This is a genomic window from Sphingobium chungbukense (assembly GCF_001005725.1).
In the GTDB taxonomy this organism is placed as follows: domain Bacteria; phylum Pseudomonadota; class Alphaproteobacteria; order Sphingomonadales; family Sphingomonadaceae; genus Sphingobium; species Sphingobium chungbukense.
The window spans coordinates 388,166-405,210 of record NZ_LBIC01000007.1 but is presented as its reverse complement, the minus strand read 5'-3'; the positions used below and the strand labels follow the sequence as shown (position 1 = coordinate 405,210).

The following is a 17,045-nucleotide window of genomic DNA, read 5'->3' as shown; positions in this document are numbered from 1 at the left end:
TTGCGTCTGAGCCCCTTCGTTTCACGCAAATTGGTTAATATATCGTTCGCCAAGCAGCCAAAGCGCCGCGACCGATATGGCAATGCCATAGGGGATTTGCGGCTGCCCCAGCCGCCGGGTCATGCGATGGTGCACGACTGTCACGATGGTGACGATGCCCCCCAGCACCGCCATCAGCATCAGCATGGTCAAGGTTGCCTGCCATGGGAACCAGAGCGCCAGCGCGCCCAGCAGCTTCACGTCGCCGCCGCCCATGCATCCAAGCGCGAACAGCAGCGCGAAGGCGACGAACACGATCAGCGCCACCAGCAACTGCACCGCCATGCCCGGCCACAGCGGTAGGCCGCAGGCCAGCCACCAGAACGGCGCCAGCGCGGCCACTGTCAGGTTCAGCCGGTTGGAGATGATGCGTGCCCGCAAATCAGTGACCGAAGCCACGATCAGCAGCAGTGCCAGGGCGCCGATCAGCGCCATTCTGAAAATATCCCCCGTCATGAGTTCGAAACTGTAGACCCGATGGCTTACCAAAGCGTAACCATGCCGCCGATGGATTCGCCCCGCTTCGTTACCCCGCCTTTCGACCGCCGCGCGTGGCCCATGGATGGGCGGCTGGATTATTGGAACGCGCCCTCCAGCCCAGACGAATCCGGCTGGCCGTTGCGGCGCTATCGGCTGGGCAGTGGAGCGCGCGGGCGGATGCTGGTGCTGGGCGGCCGGGGCGACATGATCGAGAAATATCTCGAAGTGATCCACCATTGGGCCGAACGCGGCTGGGCCGTTACCAGCTTCGACTGGCGAGGACAGGGCGGATCGGGGCGGCTGACCGATGATCCCTTTTGCGGGCATATCGAGGATTTCGGCCAGTGGATTGCCGATCTCAACGCCTTTACCGCCGACTGGCGGGCGGAAGGGGAGGGACCGACGGCGATTGTCGCGCACAGTATGGGCGGGCATTTGCTGCTCCGTGCGCTGATCGAGGGGATGGGGGCCGAGAGGATGATTGCGCCCGATGCCGCTGTGACGGTCGCACCGATGATGGGCGTGCACAGCGCGCCCCTGCCCCGATGGTTGGCCGTGGCCATTGCCGAGACGATGTGCGCCCTGGGTTTTGACCGGAAACAGGCCTGGACGCAGAAGGAGGAGTCGGAACGGCAGCGGCATATGCGGCAAAAGCGGCTGACCCATGATCCGGAACGCTATGCCGATGAACTGTGGTGGCGCGACCATAGCCGCGACGTGGCGCTGGGGCCGCCGAGTTGGAGATGGGTCGAACAGGCGCTGCATTCGACTCATCTCCTGGCGACGCAACCGGGGCTGGAACGGATCGCGGTGCCGCTGCTGATGCTGGCGGCGCAGAATGACCGGCTGGTATCGACCCCTGCGATCAGGCGGACGGCGGCGCGGGTGCCGGGCGCGCGGCTGCATGTTTATGGGCGTGAGGCAGCGCACGAGATATTGCGCGAGTTGGATCCGGTACGGCTGGATGCTTTGGCGCGGATCGACGGCTTTCTGGATGAAGTCGCGCCCCGATGAACCGGCCCGATATCGTCATCGTCGGCGGCGGGATCGCCGGGGCGAGCCTGGGTGCGGTGCTGGCGGCGCGGGCGCGCGTGCTGCTGCTGGAGATGGAGGCGAGCGCGGGCTATCACGCCACGGGGCGCGCGGTTTCCTTCTGGGAGGAAACCTATGGCGGGCTGGCGGTCCAGCCTTTGACCACCGCATCCGGACCGATGCTGGCCGCGCCTGATCCGGAATTTTCAGAAGCGTCGTTCCTCTCGCCGCGCCGGACATTGCACGTCGGACGGGCGGGCGATGCAATGGCGCGGGACCGGCTGATGGCGGAGTTCGGCGGCAAGGTGGTCCTGCGCGCGGTCGATCCGGCCGTGCTGGTGCCGGGATTGCGGCCGGACTGGACGCTGGGCGTGCTGGAGCCGGGGGTTTGCGACATCGACGTGGCGGCGCTGCATGCGGCTTGGTTGCGGCAGTTCCGGCGACATGGTGGCGAGGTGCGGCTGGGAACGGCGTTGCGGCGGGCCGAAGCGCGGGGCGGCAGCTGGCGGGTCGAAACGGATCAGGGTGCGATCGACTGCGGCCTGATCGTCAATGCGGCTGGCGCCTGGGCGGACGATGTCGCCAAAACCTGCGGCGTGGCGCCGATCGGCATCACGCCGCTGCGGCGGACGGTGGTGCAGTTGCGCGTGCCCGCCATGCCGTCGGCGGATCTGCCGCTGGTCATGGATCTTGGCTCGCAATTCTATTTCAAGCCGGAGGGTGAGGCGCGCGTCTGGCTCACCCCGCATGATGAGGAGCCGTCGGTCCCCTGCGATGCTGCGCCGGAGGAACTGGCGGTGGCGCAGGCGATCGCCCGTTTCCAGGCGGTGGTCGACTGGCCGGTCGAGGCGGTGGAGCGTAAATGGGCGGGACTGCGCAGCTTCTCCCGCGACCGGGCGCCGGTCTATGGGTTCGATCCGGCGGTTCCGGGCTTCTTCTGGTTTGCGGGGCAGGGTGGTTTTGGCATCCAGACGTCGCCTGCGGCGGCGATTCTGGCTGCGGGCATGATCGGTGGCGGGGCGTTTCCCAAGGCGGTTGCCAGCATAGATGCCGCAGTCTATTCTCCGTCCCGGTTTCGGTAACGCAACAAGTCCGGGAGATCGGCCGTGGCGCACAAGTTCGTGATCGAGAAGAATAAAGCTGGTGAGTTCGTCGCCAAGTTCAAATATAATAGCGAAACGATCTTCTGGACCGAAGGCTATGCCAACAAGGCGGGCGCGAAGAATGCGATCGACTCGATCCTGAAGAACGGGCCGGGCGCGGCGGTCGAAGAGGCGGAATAGGGGTTTACCCGACCCCGCTTCCTCACCCGCGAAAACTTTCCGCCGCGGCACAGGCAAGCTGGTCGGCGCGTTCGTTTTCGGGATGGCCGGCATGGCCCTTGACCCATTGCCAGGTCACCTTGTGGCGTGCGGCGGCCTTCACCAACAGCTGCCAGATTTCGGCATTTTTGACCGGCTTCCTGTCGGCGGTCTTCCAGCCGTTCTTCTGCCAGCCGAAGACCCATTTGGTGATACCGTCCATCACATATTTGCTGTCGGTGTAGAGCGTTACCCGGCAGGGGCGCTTCAGCGTTTCCAGCGCCTGCACCGCCGCCATCATCTCCATGCGATTGTTGGTGGTCTGCGCCTCTCCGCCCGAAATTTCCCGTTCCTTGTCGCCAAAGCGCAGCACCGCGCCCCAGCCGCCGGGGCCGGGATTGCCCTTGCATGCGCCATCGGTGAAGATTTCGACCTGGGGCAGTTCGCTCATGCGCCGAGCAGGTCCGCCGGATCGGCGCCGGCGTAGAAATCGAGGCGGCGCAGATAGGCGAGGGGATCCTTGCGTGTCACCATCGCGTCGGCGGGCGTGTTGATCCAGTCATAGGCGCGCGTCAGCAGGAAGCGCAGCGCCGCACCCCGGCACAGGACCGGGAAGGCTGCGCGTTCGGCTTCGCTGAGGCCGTGGGTCGCCGCATAGCCCGCACCCAGTGCCGCAGCACGATCCGCGAACCAGGTCGCGCCATCATTGCTGAACACCCAGGCGCTGTGGGTGACGGCCAGGTCATAGGCGCGGATGTCGGTGCAACTGAAATAGAAGTCGATAAGGCCCGTCACCTCATCGCCCAGCATCAACACATTGTCGGGGAAAAGGTCTGCATGGATCACCGACCGGGGCAGGTCGGCGGGCCAGTGCGCGTCGAGGAAGGCCAGTTCCTGCGCCACGCGCGCGCCGAGGCCGGGAGCGATCCGGTCGAAATCCCCGCCGCATTTTGCCGCCAGATCGTGCCAGCCGGGGAGGTCGAGGGCATTGTGCCGCTGCGCGGTGAAGCCCTGCGCGGCGCGATGCATCTCGCCCAGGGCTGCGCCGGCGGCGCGGGCCTGGCCCACGGTCGGTTCGGTGACGGAAATGCCGGTCAGGAACTCGATCAGGCAGGCCGGGCGCCCGGCAAGCTGCTGGAGCCGCTTGCCTTCCCTGTCCGCGATGAAGCGGGGGACGAGGCAGCCGCGCGCGCCGAGATGATCGAGCAGGTCCATGAAGAAGGGCAGGTCGGCTTCATCCACCCGCTTTTCGTAGAGCGTCAGGATATAGCGGTGGCCCCCCCCGGAAGCAGAAGCGCCATCGGCGCCGGTTGTTTCGAGGAGGTAGTTGCTGTTCTCCACCCCCTCGGCAATGCCCTTGGCGGACACGAGGTGGCCGACGTCATAACGGGCGAGGAAGGCGTCGATCTCTTCGGCGGGAACATGGGTGTAGACGGCCATGGATTTACGCCGGCTCCAGTCCGCGGGGGAGTTTGAAGGAGATGCTTTCGCGCGCGGTTTCCACCTGCTCTTCCGTCAGGTCGAAGCGTTCGCCGATCCGGTCGACGACCTCGCGCACCAATATTTCCGGAGCGGACGCGCCTGCGGTGAGGCCCAGGGTACGCACGCCCTCCAGCCAGGCGAAATCGATCTCTTCGGCACGTTGGATCAGGCGGGCGGGGGTGCCTTCGCGTTCCGCCACCTCGACCAGTCGCAGCGAATTGGAACTGTTGGGCGCGCCGATCACATAGACCGCGTCGCAGGCGGAGGCGATCGCCTTGACCGCCGCCTGGCGGTTGGAGGTGGCGTAGCAGATATCCTCGCCCCTGGGCGCGTGGATCGCCGGGAAGCGGCGCTGTAGCGTCGCAACGATGGCGGCGGTATCGTCGACCGAGAGCGTCGTCTGTGTCAGGAAGGCGAGATTGGCGGGATCGGCGGGGGCGAAGGCTTCGGCATCCTCCACCGTCTCGATCAGGGTCATATGGCCCGCATCGACCTGGCCGAAAGTGCCGATGACCTCCGGATGGCCTTTATGGCCGATGAAGAGGATATGGCGCCCCGCCTCCACCTGCCGCTCGGCCTGTCGGTGGACCTTGCTCACCAGCGGGCAGGTGGCGTCGAGATAAGAGAGGCCGCGTTCCTCGGCCTTGGCGGGAACCGCCTTGGGCACGCCATGGGCGGAAAACACCACCGGCACGCCGTCGGGCACCTGATCCAGTTCCTCCACGAAGATCGCGCCTTTGGCCTTCAGGCTGTCGACCACGAACTTGTTATGGACGATTTCATGGCGGACATAGACCGGCGCGCCATATTTCTCGATCGCCCGCTCGACGATGACGATGGCGCGGTCGACACCGGCGCAAAAGCCGCGCGGGGCGGCGATCAGCAGTTTCAGGGCGGGAGGGGCAGGGATCGGAGACGTCATGTCGTGCGGCTTAGGCGAATGTGGCCTGGGAGGAAAGCGGCTTCCTCTGGGTCGCGTGCGGTTTGAGTTGCGTGGGGAGTGGGCTATGGATAAGAAGCCCAACGCCTGTTCCCAAGGGATTGCCTGTGACCTTTTCTCGAATTGCGCTGACCGGAATGCTTGCCCTGGCCCTCGCCGGCTGTTCGCAGCGGGGTGAAATCGACCCGACCGGCGGTATCGTGGCCGTACGATCGGCCTGTCCGGTGGCGGCGATCCCGGCCCAGACCGGGGATGTCACCCTGTTCAATCCGGTCGGCAGCACCGACGCCCGCGCCATCGACGTTGTGGCGGACATCACCAATTTGCGGTCGACCTGTTCCGACGGCGAGCAGCTGTATACCGAGGCGACCTTCACTGTGAACGCCCGCCGCAGCGATGCCAGCGCGGCTCGGCAGGTGACGCTGCCTTATTTCTCCGCCGTGGTGCGGGGTGGCAATGCCGTCGTCGCCAAGCGTATCGGCCAGGTGACGCTGGATTTCCCGGCCGGCCAATATCGCGCCAGCGTGAACGCCAAGGCCGGGTCCTATGTCAACAAGGCCGCCGCGACGCTGCCTGAAACCATCCAGGCGATGATCACGCAGAAGCGCAAGGCAGGCGATGCCGACGCCGCGATCGATCCCTTCGCGCAGCCGGACGTCAAGGCGGCGTTGCAGCGAACCAGCTTCGAGTTGCTCGTGGGGTTCAACCTGACCCCGGATCAGCTCCGTTACAACGCTACCCGTTAAGCCCGTTTTACCGTTCGGGCTGAGACTGGTCGAAGCCCCTTTCTTGAGGAACAGGGTAGCCTTTCGACAGGCTTGGAACGAACGGTCTTTGCTAGAAAGTTCGTTCCGTGTCCCTGTATAACCGCTTCACCGCCCATCTCGACGCCGTACTCGACGCGCTGGAGGCCGATGGTTCGCTTCCCGGCGGCCTCAACCGCAAGCCGGTGACGGTCGAGCCGCCGCGCGACCCCAGTCATGGCGACCTGGCCACCAACGCCGCGATGGTGCTGGCGAAGCCGGCCGGCACCAATCCGCGCGCGCTGGCGGAAAAGATCGTCGCGGGGCTGGAGAAGCTGGACGAGGTGGAGGGCGCCTCCATCGCCGGGCCGGGCTTCATCAACCTCCATCTCACCGATGCCACCTGGCGGGCGGAACTGGCCGCGATCCATGCGGAAGCGGACGATTATGGCCGTTCGGCCAGCGGCGAGGGCGTGACCGTCAACGTCGAATATGTCTCCGCCAACCCGACCGGTCCCATGCATATGGGCCATTGCCGGGGCGCGGTGGTGGGCGATGCGCTCGCCACGCTGCTGGAGCATGTCGGGCACAAGGTCATCCGGGAATATTATATCAATGATGCGGGGGGGCAGGTGGATGTGCTCGCCCGGTCGGCGCATGTCCGCTACGCGCAAGCGCTGGGCGAGGCCGTGGGGGAAATCCCCGAAGGTCTCTATCCGGGCGATTATCTGGTGCCGGTCGGGCAGGCGCTGGCGGCCGAATTTGGCGACCGATATGTCGGCGCGCCGGAGGGCGAATGGTTGGTGCCGTTCCGCACCCGCGCCGTCGCCGCGATGATGGAGATGATCCGCAGCGATCTCGCCCTGCTGGGCATCCATCATGATATCTTTTCATCCGAAGCCGAGTTGCAGGCGGCGGGCAAGCCCGAAGCCGCCGAGAAGTGGCTGCGCGCGCACGACCTCGTCTATGACGGCGTGCTGGAAGCGCCCAAGGGCGAGACGCCGGAGGATTGGGAGCCGGTCGAACTGCCGCTGTTCCGCTCGACGAAATTCGGGGACGATCAGGACCGTCCGATCAAGAAGTCGAACGGCAGCTGGACCTATTTCGGCGCCGACATGGCCTATCATTTCCAGAAGGCGCAGACGGCGGACCAGTTGATCGACATCTGGGGCGCCGACCATGGCGGCACGGTGAAGCGCATCCAGGCGGCGGTCGCCGCGCTGACTGAGGGAAAGGCGCGTTTCGACGTCAAGCTGATCCAGATGGTCCGCCTGCTGCGCGACGGCGAGCCAGTGAAGATGTCCAAGCGCGCGGGCAATTTCGTGACGCTGGCCGACGTCGTGCGCGAGGTTGGCAAGGATGTGGTCCGTTTCACCATGCTGACGCGCAAGGCCGACGCGCAGATGGACTTCGACTTCGCTAAGGTGGTGGAGGCGTCCAAAGATAATCCGGTCTTCTACGTCCAATATGCCCATGCGCGGATCAGTTCGCTCGGACGGCGGGCGGAGGAAGCCGGGATAGGCCTGCCTGCGCCCGACCTGTCCCGCCTTGGGACGGAAGAACTGGGGCTGGTGAAGCTCGCCGCGCAGTTTCCGCGCGTGGTGGAGGGGGCCGCTGCGGCACGTGAGCCGCATCGTATTGCCTTCTATCTCAATGACTTGGCTTCGGCATTCCATGGCTGGTGGAACCTGGGCAACGACAACCCGCAGGCCCGGGTCATTCTGACGGATGATCCGGCCACTACCTCTGCGCGGCTTTTCTTGAGCCGGGGAATCGGGCAAATCATCCGCAATGGCCTCGCGCTGATGGGCGTTGCGGCCCTGAATGAGATGCAATGACCGGCGGAGTTTTGGACTGATGGGCGACTATGTGCGGGGACGGCTGGACCTGGACGACGATGAACGTCTGCCCTGGCTCGAACCCGCCATCGAGGATGAGGAGGAGCAGGGGCTGTCGCCATTGCGGCTGCTGGGCTTCATCCTGTTCGGGCTGGCACTGATCGGCGCGGTCGTCGCGGGCGTGTGGCTGATCCAGAATCACTCCGGCGGCGCCAGCGGTGAGGGCAAGCTGATCGCCGCTCCGGCCGGCGAGTACAAGATTCCGGCCAAGGAAGCCGACGCCAAGAAGTTCGATGGTGAGGGCGACGCCAGCTATGCCGCCAGCGAGGGTGTGGCGCGCGACGGGCGAATCGATCCGACTCGGGTGCCGGAAGCGCCGATCACGCCGACGGGCGCGGCTGGCAGCGCCAAGACCGCGATGTCCGGCAAGCCCGCGCAGAGCGTGACGGCCAAGGTGGCCGACGAAACCAACATCAAACCGGTCGCGGCGGCGGCCCGCGCCTCCGGCGGTGGCACCATCCAGCTTGGCGCCTATGGCAACCAGGCCTTCGCGAAGGATGCATGGAAGCGGCTGTCCAAACGCTTCACCTATCTGGAGCCGCTGCCCATGTCGATCGAACAGGCGGAGGTCGGCGGCAGCACCGTCTATCGCCTGCGCGCGGCGGCGGGCGGGCAGGCCAGCACGCTCTGCGGTAAGCTGAAGGTGGCGGGCGAGAGCTGCATGGTGGTGAATTAAAGGGTCCGAAACCCCTTCGCAGCGGGCTGTCGAGCCGCTACCATTCACCCCATGAAACCCGTTATCTTCGGCCTTTCCGGCGAGACACTGACCGCGGATGAGCGCGCCTTCTTTGCGGCCGCGGAGCCCGCGGGCTATATCCTGTTCCGGCGCAATATCGTCGACAAGGACCAGCTTCGGGCGCTGACCGACGATCTGCGCGCGCTGCATGGCCGCGACGATCTGCTGATCATGATCGATCAGGAAGGGGGGCGAGTCGCCCGGATGCAGGCGCCGGTCTGGCCCAGCTTCCCGCCCGGCGCGGTGTTCGACCGGCTTTATGAGGTCGCGCCGTCCAGCGCCATCGCCGCCGCCCGTGCCAATGCGCGGGCCATTGCGACCACTCTGGCGGAGGTGGGGATAAGCGTGGATGCCCTGCCTTTGCTCGATGTCCGGCAGGACGGAGCGAGCGACATCATGGGCGACCGGACGCTGGGTGCCGAGCCGATGCGTGTCGCGGCACTGGGACGGGCGGTGATCGAGGGGCTGGCAGACGGCGGCGTGGTCGGCATCGTCAAGCATATGCCGGGCCATGGCCGGGCGATGGTCGACAGTCATCATGAACTGCCGATCGTCACTGCCGACGAGGAAGCGCTGGCCGTCGACCTGGCGCCGTTCCAGGCGTTGAAGGACGCGCCCATGGGGATGACGGCGCATGTCGTCTATACTGCATGGGACCCGGACTTGCCCGCCAGCCTGTCGCCCTCGGTGATCGAAACGATCATCCGGGGACGCATCGGTTTTGACGGGCTGCTGATGTCCGACGATCTTGACATGAAGGCGCTGAAGGGCAGCATCCCTGAACTGGCGGTGGCCACGGTGGCGGCGGGGTGCGATCTGGCGCTCAATTGCTGGGGCCGGATGGACGATATGGTAGGCATTGCAGACCTGCTGCCGGCGATCACGGGGCAAGCCAGGGCGCGGCTGGATCGGGCGATGGAGTCTACGCATCGGCTGATGGATGGACCGTCGCTGGAGGAATTGCTCGCGACCCGCGATGCGCTGCTGGCGCCGGTCATGGCCTAAAGAGTGGACGATCTTTTCACGCCTCCGGCCATGCCCCGGCCCGAAACGCTCACCGTCAGCTTCGAGAGCTGGGAAGGGCCGCTCGACCTGCTGCTGGCGCTGGCGCGGACGCAGAAGGTCGACCTGCGCGAAATCTCCATCCTCGCGCTGGTCGAGCAATATCTCGCCTATATCGAGGGTGCGCGGAAGCTGAAGCTGGAACTGGCGGCCGATTATCTGGTGATGGCGGCTTGGCTGGCCTATCTCAAATCGGCGCTGTTGTTGCCCAGGGAGGCGCAGCCCGAACCCAGCCCCGAGGAATTGGCGCTGCGGCTGCAATTGCGGCTCCAACGATTGCAGGCCATGCGGGAGGCGGGCGCCCGGCTGATGGCGCGGGACCGGATCGGCCGCGACGTTTTCGTGCGGGAGAAACCCGAAGGCCTGCGCCTTGTCCGCAAGGCGAAATGGGCGGCGAGCCTGTTCGATCTGATCCAGTCCTATGGCCAGATTCGCGCACGGACCCAGCCCGTCGTGCACATGGTCGCGGTGCGTCCGGTGATGACGCTGGATGAGGCGATCCAGCGGGTCGGTACGTTGGTCGGTGCGGCGATCGACTGGACCGCGCTTGAAGCCTTCCTGCCGACCGGGCAGGATGGGCCGATGGCCCGATCGGCGCTTGCCAGCAGCTTCGTCGCCGCGCTGGAACTGGCGCGGCAGGGACGGCTGGAAATCCAGCAGGAGGGGATTTTCGAACCCATATTCCTGCGTGCCGCCGTGCCGGAACCGAGTGCGGGGCGCCTGTTGTGAACCAAGATACTGTGATGGAAGAACCGGATGATTTCCTGCGCGCGGTGGAGGCTGTGCTGTTCGTGTCGGAACAGCCGCTGACGCTGACCGAATTAAAGCTGCATGTGGGCGAGGCGGGTGATCTGCCCTCGGTGCTCGCGACGCTCAGCGATCATTATGCGGGACGCGGCATCAACCTGGTCGAGCGCGGCGGGCGCTGGCATTTCGAGACGGCGGCCGACCTTGCCCATATCCTGCGCCGGGAAAAGGACGAGACCCGAAAGCTGTCCCGCGCCGCCATGGAGACGCTGGCGATCATCGCCTATCATGAGCCGGTCAGCCGTGCCGAGATCGAGGCCATTCGCGGGGTTCAGGTTGCGAAGGGCACGCTCGATGTGTTGATGGAGGCCGGTTGGGTCCGCCCCGCCGGGCGCCGGGAAGTACCGGGACGGCCGCTGATTTATGCGACGACCCTCGAATTTCTGTCACATTTCGGGCTTAGCAGCCGCCGCGACCTGCCGGGCATCGACGATCTGCGCGCTGCGGGTCTGCTTGATCCCGTCGATTTGGCACTTGAGGGTCTGGGCGCCCAATCCGTTGTGGAAAATGACGAGGAAGAGGCTTAGATAGGCGGCAGTTTCAGGAGAAAGTTAAAATGGGTTCCTTTTCGCTGATGCACTGGGTCATCGTTCTCCTGGTGGTCATGCTGCTGTTCGGTGGTGGCCGGATTTCCGGGTTGATGGGTGATGTCGCCAAGGGCATCAAGAGCTTCAAGAAGGGCATGGCGGACGATGACGATGATGTCGCGGCGGCCAAGCCCGCGACGCGTATCGAGGGCCATCGCGTGCCGGAACAGGACGCGCCGGGTGCCACGTCAAATTCGGCAGACGAAAAGACCAAGGCCTGATTTTCCTCCGGCCGGGGCGGTAGGCACGCATGTTTGGTATCGATTCGTCTGAACTTCTGGTGATCGTCATCATCGCGGTGATCGTCATCGGCCCCAAGGACCTGCCGCGCGCGCTTTACAAGGTGGGGCAGATCGTCGGGAAGGCGCAGGGCATGGCACGCCATTTCCGCACCGGCATCGACGCGATGGTTCGCGAAGTCGAACTGGAGGAGCTGGAAAAGAAATGGGCCGCGCAGAACAAGCGGATCATGGAAGAGCATCCACCCGAAACCGCCGGGGAGCCGGAGGCGCTGCCTGCGCCAGGCGCTGAAACGGCCGCTGGGGACGTGCCGCCTTTCGTGGCCGAATCGGCGCCGGTCAGCGATGTGCCGCCTTCTCCCGCGCAGGTCCAGCCTGCGGCCGACGGCCCGCCCTATGTCGCGCAGGAGCCGGCCGCAGCCCATTCACACAAGGGCGATGCCGCCGCATGAAGGATATTGACGACAGCAAGGCGCCACTGCTCGACCATCTCATCGAGTTGCGTGGACGGCTGCTCAAATGCGTCTATGCGCTGTTCATCACCGGCGCGATCTGCTTCTATTTTTCCGAGCAGTTGTTCGCGATCCTGGTCCATCCGCTGAAGGAAGCCTTTGGCGACGGGAGTGGTCGGCTGGTCTATACCAAGCTTTACGAAGCCTTTTTCGTGCAGGTGAAGATCGCGGTTTTCGGCGCTTTCTGCCTGTCCTTCCCGATCATCGCGAACCAGCTCTGGGCCTTCGTCGCGCCGGGCCTGTATGCGAAGGAAAAGAAGGCGCTGCTGCCCTTCATCATCGCCACGCCCTTCCTGTTCGCCATGGGAGCGAGCCTCGCCTATTTCGTGGTGATGCCGACCGCCTTCCATTTCTTCCTGGAATTTCAGGGAAACAGCAGCGGCTTGCAGGTGGAGGCGTTGCCGAGTGCCGACGCCTATCTGGGGCTGGTGATGCAATTCATCCTGGCTTTCGGGATCAGCTTCCTGATGCCGGTACTGCTGATGCTGCTCAATCGCGCCGGCTTTGTGAGCCGGGCGCAATTGATCGGCCTGCGCCGCTATATGATCGTTGCCGCCTTCATTCTGGCGGCGGTGCTGACCCCGCCCGATGTGGTGTCGCAGCTCATGCTCGCGATTCCGCTGCTGGCGCTGTATGAAATCACGATCATCGCCATATGGTTCACCGATCGGAAGCAGGCCAAGGAACTGGCCGCGACGGAGGCGGCCGACGCTGCGGGCTAAAGCGAAAAAAGCTCGCCGGGGAAGGCGAGCTTTTTCTTCGGGCGCAATCAGTTGGCGGCGTTTTCGACCGCCTGGCCTGCGCTTTGCACGTCCTTGCCGGCGCCTTCCACCGTGTTGCAGGCCGCCACCATCAGCGAACCGGTCAGCAACAGCGTGGCTAGAATCTTCCTGGTCATCATCGTCTCCTTTTTCAGAGCCTTTGTCTTCAACGCCTCAACCGGACTTTCGCCGGTGACCAGGGAACAACCCACCGCCCGGAAAAGCGTTCCGAAACCGAAAATATCTGTGATTTCCGTGGGATAGGCGAAAAAATTCTGAGCCCGGAACGCGTCGGGGGGGGGGAGATGCGTTCCGGGCTCATGTTTTTTTGGATAGCAAGAGCGGGGGGCAAAAGATTTGCTATCCACTGTGCAGAACTATCGGTGTGAGGATAAGGTTCCGCTGCTTCCGAAAAATGGCCGGATTTTTATATCTTTATTTTTCAGCATCTTGAATGGTAATTGCGGCGTTAACTGTAAAATATTCCGTCGATCCGCAAAAAAAAGGCGCCTTCAGATCAGCGGACGTCCGCTGTTGCGATATTCGGGCCGGATCGTCGACTGAGGAAGAGCGGTTTCCGCAGCAGGAAACGGAGAAGCGCTTGCCGCGACGGATGCGGGCGTTTCCGGGCGAAGCGAGGCGGGCAGCCCGATCGCCGGGTCGAATGGCGTGGACTTGATCGGCCAGGCCGTACGGGAGGGCCCCGATAGGGTTTCCCGCCCCGAATAGGAGATACGGAACGCGGCGGCTGTACCGGCGATACCGGGCGGGCGATAGAAGATATGCGCGCCGATCACAGCGACGGGACGCATCGCCGCAGCCCAATCCGGACGGACCGCAAGCGTGTGATAGTAGGTGGCAAGGCCGACAGGCTTGTAGACGAGGCCGGAAAGGGCCTGGGCGGCAATGTGGCGCGTGCGCGCCCAGTCCTGGGCGCTGGCCATGCGCGCCATGGAGCCGTCGCAACTGAAGGTGAATTGGCAGCGATAATCAGTACGTTCCGACCCCTGATAGACGACGCCGCACACGCTTTTCGGACAGGCGGGGTGGCGCGCGCGGTTCAGCACCACCTGCGCCACGGCGCGCTGGCCATCTTCCGGCTCGCTTCCAGCCTCATAATAGATGGCCGAGGTCAGGCAATTGAGCGCTCGATAGCTGTCCAGCGCGGTCAGGCCGTGAAATGCGGTGGCGGGGGCCGCCTGCACGGTTTCGAGGCCCAGCACATGCTCGCTGTCGAGCGAGACTGCGCCGGGAACGGAATCAAAAGCGCCCTGCGCGAAGAAGAAGGCCGATCCGGGAAAATTCTCGCCCGCTTGTTCGGCGGGATCGTCCTGGGTTTCCGACGCGGCGAGCAGGTCGAGCGGCGCAGCGGTGATCAGGCGAGGCGCGGCAAGCGCAACCAGCGCCAGCGCTGCGACCGCGCCATGCCTTGCCCATTTTCCGCCGCTCGCCAACTGACCATTTCTCCAAGAGAATCGATGCCTTGGCATTGACCATAAGGGAAAAGCTTAGCCATTTCCTCTCGCGATTCCGGCCTGTTCCGATCTGGGACGAAGGGTGGTGGAAAGGTTAAGGATATAGGAGACAAACGGGACTTTCGCGCGCGCATCATTCCCTTGCTTGGCAAGGCCGCCTTTGGTCCGCTATGCGGAAGCCATGCTGGTTCAGAAAGATAGCCTCGCCCTGATTGGCAACACGCCGATGGTGCGCCTCACCGGTCCCTCGCAAGAGACGGGCTGTGATATCTACGCGAAATGCGAATTCGCCAATCCCGGCGCCTCCGTGAAGGATCGCGCGGCGCTGTTCATCGTCAACGATGCCGAGGAAAAGGGGCAGCTCAAGCCCGGCGGCACCATTGTCGAAGGGACGGCGGGCAATACCGGCATCGGCCTGGCGCTGGTCGCCAATGCCAAGGGGTACAAGTCGATCATCGTCATGCCCGAGACGCAGAGCCGGGAGAAGATGGATACGCTTCGCGCTCTGGGTGCGGAACTGGTGACGGTGCCGGCGGCGCCCTATTCCAATCCCGGCCATTTCGTGCACACCTCGCGGCGGCTGGCGGAGGAGACAGAGGGCGCGATCTGGGCCAACCAGTTCGACAATATCGCCAACCGCAAGGCGCATATCATCGGCACCGCCGAGGAAATCTGGACCCAGATGGACGGGCAGATCGACGGTTTCACCTGCGCGGCGGGGACCGGCGGAACGATCGCCGGCGTCGGGCTGGGCCTGAAGGCGCATGACGAGAATGTCATCATTGCGCTCAGCGATCCCCATGGCGCGGCGCTTTACAATTATTATGCCCATGGCGAGTTGAAGGCGGAAGGGTCTTCGGTGGCCGAGGGCATTGGACAAGGCCGCATCACCGCCAATCTGGAGGGTGCGCCGATCGATACCCAGTTCCGCATTTCCGATGAGGAAGGGCTGCTGTGGGTCAGGCGTCTGCTGGCCGAGGAAGGGCTATGCCTGGGCCTGTCGTCGGGCATCAATGTCGCGGGCGCGGTGGCGCTGGCGAAGCAGCTTGGGCCGGGCAAGCGGATCGTCACGATTTTGTGCGATACGGGTTTCCGTTATCTTTCAACGCTCTATAATCGCGAATGGCTGGAATCGAAGGGCTTGACTGTCTTCCCCTGGCTCGCGCACACTCGGTGATCGCCGATACGGGTCTCGGCAGTAAAAGAAAAAGAGCGCTTCATGGCTGAAACACCCCGCCAACAGGAAGGGTTGCAGCGTGTCCAGATCGGCCTCACCGGGCTGGCGGGCGTGGTGTTGCTCGTGGGTCTGGCGAATATCGTGATCGACAAGGCGCGGATCGATGATCCAGCCGTGCCGCCGCCGACCGTGCCGACATTGGACGTGAATGCCGTGGCGCCCAAGGAGCCGCTGGCGGAACTGGGTGTGCAGCCCGCGCCGGAACAGGCACCGATCGTGCCGGATTTGCAACCGGACCCGAATCTCAAGAAACCCATGGATCGCGAGCTTCCGCCGGCTTCGCGCTGAACGGTCGGGACAGGCTTTGGGGGCAGCGCTTCGGACATTGGTGATGCTCTGGCTGCCGGGCGTGCTGGTGCTGCTTGGCGGACTGCCGGGGTTGCTGGCGACCGGACAGGTCGATCCGCGCGGATGGATGCTGACGGCTTTGCTGCTGGCGCCGGTTGCGGCCTGGTTGGTGGTGCGCCGGGGGGTGGGCGCGGCCTTTTGGGCGAGCGCGGGTGCGACTGGGATGATATTGTGTTGCGCCTTTCTGGCGACATGGCGAGTGCCTGCGGTCGAGCCGGTACTGTGGTTTCTGAGCGTGGCGTTACTCGCGACCCTGGCGGGGTTTGGGTTGGCCCACCGTCATATTCCGGCTTTCGCAGGAGCGCGGCGGGCCATGGGGATAGGGTGCGCCCTGCTCGCACTCGCGGCTTGGTGGTTTGCCAAGGAGCCGCCCTTGAAACCCTTCCCCGGAAAACGGCCGGAACTGGCCGTTATCACTGGTCTTCCGTTGTTCTGGCGCGAAGGCGAAAAGGGATTGGCGGCCAAGGCCGATGCTCCGATCATCACTATTCTGCGCCAGCGTTTCGAGGTGGAGCCGGTCGATAGTCCGCTGGGTTTGGGCAAAGCAAAGCGGTTGCTGCTTGCCCAACCGCGTGCCTTTTCGATGAATGAGCTGGTCGCGCTTCATGGTTGGATCAGCGGGGGCGGGACGGCATTGATCCTTGCCGATCCGCAATTGCGCTGGCCGCTCGTACTGCCTTTGGGGGATCGGCGCCGGCCTCCCTCCGTGACCCTGTTGTCCGCCATGATAGAGGTGTTGGGGGTGAAACTGCTTCCCGACGCGGACGCAGGGGAGGTGCGTCACTTTCTGGGCGATGGGCGGATGCTGACCCTCTACGCCGCTTCAGTTCTCGGGAAAGCCTCTCCCGATTGCCGCATCATAGAGGGCAGGCGGGTGGCGCGCTGTGTGGTGGGAAGGGGAAGCGCGACCATCGTCGCTGATGCCGACCTCATCGACGACCGCCTGTGGCTCGCCGATCCCAGCGCGCCGCTCGACCCCGCGCAATGGACCGCCGACACACCGCAATTCGTCGCGCAGCTGTTGGGCCAGCCGCTACCCGAAGGACGGCGCTGGGTGCGCACGGGAGATGCCCTGGTCGGAGCGGTGCGCTGGGCGGTTCTGGTCGGGTTTTTCTGGGCGGCGTTGGGAACGGTGCTGTTCGGGCCATGGAATGGGGCTCGTTTCAGCCTTGCGCGACCACGTCTGGCCCGGCAAGAACCCGAAAAGGGAGATTAAATACCAGAACAAAACAGGATTTCCCGGTTTCTCCCAAAATATCCCTTTTCTTGAACCCTGTGGCTTGGTATTCAATGGCCATAGGGGTTTGTCAGGCTTTGCTAGTCCTGTTGCCCGGGTCGCGATGGCGTATCCGGACGGCGACGGCCT

21 protein-coding genes are annotated in these 17,045 nt (G+C 64.4%); 15 read left to right on the top strand and 6 right to left on the bottom strand.

Annotated features, from left to right (window positions below; translation table 11 throughout):
* Positions 1–21 precede the first annotated feature (21 nt).
* Complete coding sequence (locus tag YP76_RS16890) at positions 22–495, bottom strand: A24 family peptidase (RefSeq protein ID WP_046764929.1); 474 nt, start codon at positions 493–495, stop codon at positions 22–24.
* Between the two features lie 42 nt (positions 496–537).
* Between YP76_RS16890 and YP76_RS16885 the strand changes: the two genes are divergently transcribed.
* Genes YP76_RS16885 through YP76_RS27070 form a run of 3 tightly spaced genes read left to right on the top strand, consistent with a single transcriptional unit; the run spans position 538 to position 2,834 of the window.
* Positions 538–1,533 (top strand): alpha/beta fold hydrolase, encoded by a 996-nt coding sequence (locus YP76_RS16885; protein ID WP_084733235.1) that lies wholly within the window; start codon positions 538–540, stop codon positions 1,531–1,533.
* Positions 1,530–2,633 carry an NAD(P)/FAD-dependent oxidoreductase gene (locus YP76_RS16880; protein ID WP_046764755.1) on the top strand — a complete coding sequence of 368 codons (1,104 nt, stop codon included), beginning with the start codon at positions 1,530–1,532 and terminating at the stop codon, positions 2,631–2,633. Before YP76_RS16885 ends, YP76_RS16880 begins: the two co-directional genes overlap by 4 nt.
* Before the next feature lie 24 nt (positions 2,634–2,657).
* Positions 2,658–2,834: a YegP family protein gene (locus YP76_RS27070; protein WP_084733219.1), complete on the top strand. Its 177-nt coding sequence runs from the start codon at positions 2,658–2,660 to the stop codon at positions 2,832–2,834.
* A 22-nt stretch (positions 2,835–2,856) separates the two neighbouring features.
* On the opposite strand, the gene rnhA is transcribed toward YP76_RS27070, so the two are convergent.
* From rnhA to ispH, 3 genes are read right to left on the bottom strand one after another with little or no spacing between them, the layout of a single operon-like run.
* Positions 2,857–3,303, bottom strand: coding sequence for a ribonuclease HI (gene rnhA / locus YP76_RS16875; protein ID WP_046764754.1), 447 nt, complete (start codon positions 3,301–3,303; stop codon positions 2,857–2,859).
* A complete protein-coding gene (thrB, locus tag YP76_RS16870; protein WP_046764753.1) occupies positions 3,300–4,292 on the bottom strand; it encodes a homoserine kinase in 993 nt (330 codons plus the stop codon). Before thrB ends, rnhA begins: the two co-directional genes overlap by 4 nt.
* A 4-nt stretch (positions 4,293–4,296) precedes the next feature.
* Positions 4,297–5,256, bottom strand: coding sequence for a 4-hydroxy-3-methylbut-2-enyl diphosphate reductase (gene ispH, locus YP76_RS16865; protein WP_046764752.1), 960 nt, complete (start codon positions 5,254–5,256; stop codon positions 4,297–4,299).
* A gap of 155 nt (positions 5,257–5,411) precedes the next feature.
* Between ispH and YP76_RS16860 the strand changes: the two genes are divergently transcribed.
* The 9 genes from YP76_RS16860 (at position 5,412) to tatC (ending at position 12,580) form a co-directional block, all read left to right on the top strand.
* Positions 5,412–6,020, top strand: a complete 609-nt coding sequence (locus YP76_RS16860) for a hypothetical protein (protein ID WP_046764751.1) — start codon at positions 5,412–5,414, stop codon at positions 6,018–6,020.
* 107 nt (positions 6,021–6,127) lie between these two features.
* Positions 6,128–7,855 carry an arginine--tRNA ligase gene (gene argS / locus YP76_RS16855; protein WP_046764750.1) on the top strand — a complete coding sequence of 576 codons (1,728 nt, stop codon included), beginning with the start codon at positions 6,128–6,130 and terminating at the stop codon, positions 7,853–7,855.
* 19 nt (positions 7,856–7,874) lie between these two features.
* Positions 7,875–8,591: an SPOR domain-containing protein gene (locus tag YP76_RS16850; RefSeq protein ID WP_046764749.1), complete on the top strand. Its 717-nt coding sequence runs from the start codon at positions 7,875–7,877 to the stop codon at positions 8,589–8,591.
* A 51-nt stretch (positions 8,592–8,642) separates the two neighbouring features.
* Positions 8,643–9,656, top strand: coding sequence for a beta-N-acetylhexosaminidase (gene nagZ, locus YP76_RS16845; protein ID WP_046764748.1), 1,014 nt, complete (start codon positions 8,643–8,645; stop codon positions 9,654–9,656).
* A gap of 3 nt (positions 9,657–9,659) precedes the next feature.
* Positions 9,660–10,442, top strand: coding sequence for a segregation and condensation protein A (locus tag YP76_RS16840; protein ID WP_046764747.1), 783 nt, complete (start codon positions 9,660–9,662; stop codon positions 10,440–10,442).
* A gap of 11 nt (positions 10,443–10,453) precedes the next feature.
* Positions 10,454–11,047 (top strand): SMC-Scp complex subunit ScpB, encoded by a 594-nt coding sequence (gene scpB / locus YP76_RS16835; RefSeq protein WP_046764746.1) that lies wholly within the window; start codon positions 10,454–10,456, stop codon positions 11,045–11,047.
* A gap of 29 nt (positions 11,048–11,076) precedes the next feature.
* Positions 11,077–11,328, top strand: a complete 252-nt coding sequence (locus YP76_RS16830; RefSeq protein WP_046764745.1) for a twin-arginine translocase TatA/TatE family subunit — start codon at positions 11,077–11,079, stop codon at positions 11,326–11,328.
* A 29-nt stretch (positions 11,329–11,357) separates the two neighbouring features.
* A complete protein-coding gene (gene tatB / locus YP76_RS16825; RefSeq protein ID WP_046764744.1) occupies positions 11,358–11,798 on the top strand; it encodes a Sec-independent protein translocase protein TatB in 441 nt (146 codons plus the stop codon).
* The gene (gene tatC / locus YP76_RS16820) at positions 11,795–12,580 is read left to right on the top strand and encodes a twin-arginine translocase subunit TatC (RefSeq protein ID WP_046764743.1); all 786 of its coding nucleotides are present in this window, start codon (positions 11,795–11,797) and stop codon (positions 12,578–12,580) included. The genes tatB and tatC overlap by 4 nt, the downstream gene beginning before the upstream one ends.
* A 47-nt stretch (positions 12,581–12,627) precedes the next feature.
* Here the strand turns inward: tatC and YP76_RS16815 are convergent, their stop codons facing one another.
* Positions 12,628–12,756, bottom strand: coding sequence for an entericidin A/B family lipoprotein (locus YP76_RS16815; protein WP_046764927.1), 129 nt, complete (start codon positions 12,754–12,756; stop codon positions 12,628–12,630).
* Between the two features lie 375 nt (positions 12,757–13,131).
* Positions 13,132–14,073, bottom strand: coding sequence for a cell wall hydrolase (locus YP76_RS16810; RefSeq protein WP_046764742.1), 942 nt, complete (start codon positions 14,071–14,073; stop codon positions 13,132–13,134).
* A 202-nt stretch (positions 14,074–14,275) separates the two neighbouring features.
* On the opposite strand from YP76_RS16810, the gene YP76_RS16805 reads away from it, so the two are divergent.
* From YP76_RS16805 to YP76_RS16795, 3 genes are read left to right on the top strand one after another with little or no spacing between them, the layout of a single operon-like run.
* Entirely contained in the window at positions 14,276–15,271 is a 996-nt protein-coding gene (locus YP76_RS16805; RefSeq protein ID WP_046764926.1) for a cysteine synthase A, read from the top strand.
* Positions 15,272–15,313: 42 nt separating this feature from the next.
* Positions 15,314–15,619 carry a hypothetical protein gene (locus YP76_RS16800; protein WP_046764741.1) on the top strand — a complete coding sequence of 102 codons (306 nt, stop codon included), beginning with the start codon at positions 15,314–15,316 and terminating at the stop codon, positions 15,617–15,619.
* Positions 15,620–15,662: 43 nt separating this feature from the next.
* A complete protein-coding gene (locus tag YP76_RS16795) occupies positions 15,663–16,895 on the top strand; it encodes a motility-associated ABC transporter substrate-binding family protein (RefSeq protein WP_046764740.1) in 1,233 nt (410 codons plus the stop codon).
* The last annotated feature ends 150 nt before the right edge of the window (positions 16,896–17,045 follow it).

What these genes read in the sequence shown, in the direction of transcription:
- YP76_RS16890 (WP_046764929.1), bottom strand. Translation starts at nt 495, where the DNA reads ATGACGGGGGATATTTTCAGAATGGCGCTGATCGGCGCCCTGGCACTG.
- YP76_RS16885 (WP_084733235.1), top strand. Translation starts at nt 538, where the DNA reads ATGCCGCCGATGGATTCGCCCCGCTTCGTTACCCCGCCTTTCGACCGC.
- YP76_RS16880 (WP_046764755.1), top strand. Translation starts at nt 1,530, where the DNA reads ATGAACCGGCCCGATATCGTCATCGTCGGCGGCGGGATCGCCGGGGCG.
- rnhA (WP_046764754.1), bottom strand. Translation starts at nt 3,303, where the DNA reads ATGAGCGAACTGCCCCAGGTCGAAATCTTCACCGATGGCGCATGCAAG.
- thrB (WP_046764753.1), bottom strand. Translation starts at nt 4,292, where the DNA reads ATGGCCGTCTACACCCATGTTCCCGCCGAAGAGATCGACGCCTTCCTC.
- ispH (WP_046764752.1), bottom strand. Translation starts at nt 5,256, where the DNA reads ATGACGTCTCCGATCCCTGCCCCTCCCGCCCTGAAACTGCTGATCGCC.
- YP76_RS16860 (WP_046764751.1), top strand. Translation starts at nt 5,412, where the DNA reads ATGCTTGCCCTGGCCCTCGCCGGCTGTTCGCAGCGGGGTGAAATCGAC.
- YP76_RS16850 (WP_046764749.1), top strand. Translation starts at nt 7,875, where the DNA reads ATGGGCGACTATGTGCGGGGACGGCTGGACCTGGACGACGATGAACGT.
- nagZ (WP_046764748.1), top strand. Translation starts at nt 8,643, where the DNA reads ATGAAACCCGTTATCTTCGGCCTTTCCGGCGAGACACTGACCGCGGAT.
- YP76_RS16830 (WP_046764745.1), top strand. Translation starts at nt 11,077, where the DNA reads ATGGGTTCCTTTTCGCTGATGCACTGGGTCATCGTTCTCCTGGTGGTC.
- tatB (WP_046764744.1), top strand. Translation starts at nt 11,358, where the DNA reads ATGTTTGGTATCGATTCGTCTGAACTTCTGGTGATCGTCATCATCGCG.
- tatC (WP_046764743.1), top strand. Translation starts at nt 11,795, where the DNA reads ATGAAGGATATTGACGACAGCAAGGCGCCACTGCTCGACCATCTCATC.
- YP76_RS16815 (WP_046764927.1), bottom strand. Translation starts at nt 12,756, where the DNA reads ATGACCAGGAAGATTCTAGCCACGCTGTTGCTGACCGGTTCGCTGATG.
- YP76_RS16805 (WP_046764926.1), top strand. Translation starts at nt 14,276, where the DNA reads ATGCTGGTTCAGAAAGATAGCCTCGCCCTGATTGGCAACACGCCGATG.
- YP76_RS16800 (WP_046764741.1), top strand. Translation starts at nt 15,314, where the DNA reads ATGGCTGAAACACCCCGCCAACAGGAAGGGTTGCAGCGTGTCCAGATC.
- YP76_RS16795 (WP_046764740.1), top strand. Translation starts at nt 15,663, where the DNA reads ATGCTCTGGCTGCCGGGCGTGCTGGTGCTGCTTGGCGGACTGCCGGGG.